Raw genomic sequence first — 1,052 nt, 5'->3', positions numbered from 1 at the left:
GCTGGTATGGCTGGCCAGTAAATTATGGTGAAAGGTAGCACCCTCGCCACCCCAGATCCCGCCGTACCCATGCGGGCCCTTGGAATGGAATGAATGATCGAGGCTTTCGGCTATGATACACCATTGCATGGTAAAGTGCTTGTTATAATAAAAGGAAGCAGTTTCGTCAATTGACCAGCTCATGGAGCAATGATCAATGATGATATTTTGGTGGCTGCGGCCGTTAAATGAATCATCCTCATATTTACGTTCATCACCCATCCGGAAGCGGATGTAGCGCACAATTACATTATCTGCATCAATAGTTGTAGTGTAATTTCTAATGCAAATGCCATCACCAGGGGCTGTTTGCCCGGCAATGGTAATGTCGTTGTTCCTGATGCTAAGTTTTGACTCGAGCGCAATGGTGCCCGAAACCGCAAACACAACAGTGCGTGGGCCTTTCTTCTGGATGGCATCGCGTAAGCTACCTTCGCCGCTATCATTAAGGTTGTTAACCACGTAAACTTTGCCGCCCCTGCCACCGGTAGGATATTTGCCATACCCCTCGGCACCGGGGAAAGCCGGCACGCCGTTATCGCCGGAGGCAAAAGTAATATTGGGTTGTGCAAAGAATAGCAGGGTTACTACTATAACTGATAACTTTTTCATAGAATTATTTAAAAATACAAAAAGGCTGTCCTAAAAAAGGGCAGCCTTAATAAATCAAATATATTAATACCCCGGGTTTTGTGTTAACAATGGGTTGGCATCGATGGATTGTTGCGGTATAGGCAGTAATTCGCTGTGATTTACTTTATATGCCTGTGCATCGCTGGCAATGTAGGCTGCGGTAAGCGAACTTATCCAGGCTATTTTGGTATAACCAGCCGGTGTAGCAGCCGGTGTAGTTGTGTACAGCGAGTTGCCATAAACTAAGGTCTGCGAAGCATTTTGGTAATACATAGATTGCGGCAGGTTAGCATATGGTGCTTGCTTGTTTAGCATCAGTGTCATATTAGCGCGGGATGTGGTAATGGTTGGTAAAAATAAATTCCAGCGGATGAGGTCAT

2 protein-coding genes are annotated in these 1,052 nt (G+C 45.7%); both read right to left on the bottom strand.

Annotation, left to right across the window (positions count from 1 at the left end; genetic code table 11):
• The coding region (locus RG47T_RS25735; protein WP_435583574.1) for a pectate lyase family protein at positions 1-651 on the bottom strand (651 nt) is incomplete at its 3' end.
• A gap of 63 nt (positions 652-714) precedes the next feature.
• Positions 715-1,052, bottom strand: a 338-nt coding sequence (locus tag RG47T_RS26720; RefSeq protein WP_253187513.1) for a RagB/SusD family nutrient uptake outer membrane protein, incomplete at its 5' end; no start/stop codon positions are given.

It is taken from the genome of Mucilaginibacter polytrichastri, from assembly GCF_001911425.1.
GTDB lineage: Bacteria > Bacteroidota > Bacteroidia > Sphingobacteriales > Sphingobacteriaceae > Mucilaginibacter > Mucilaginibacter polytrichastri.
This window is presented reverse-complemented; position numbering and strand designations above follow the sequence as displayed.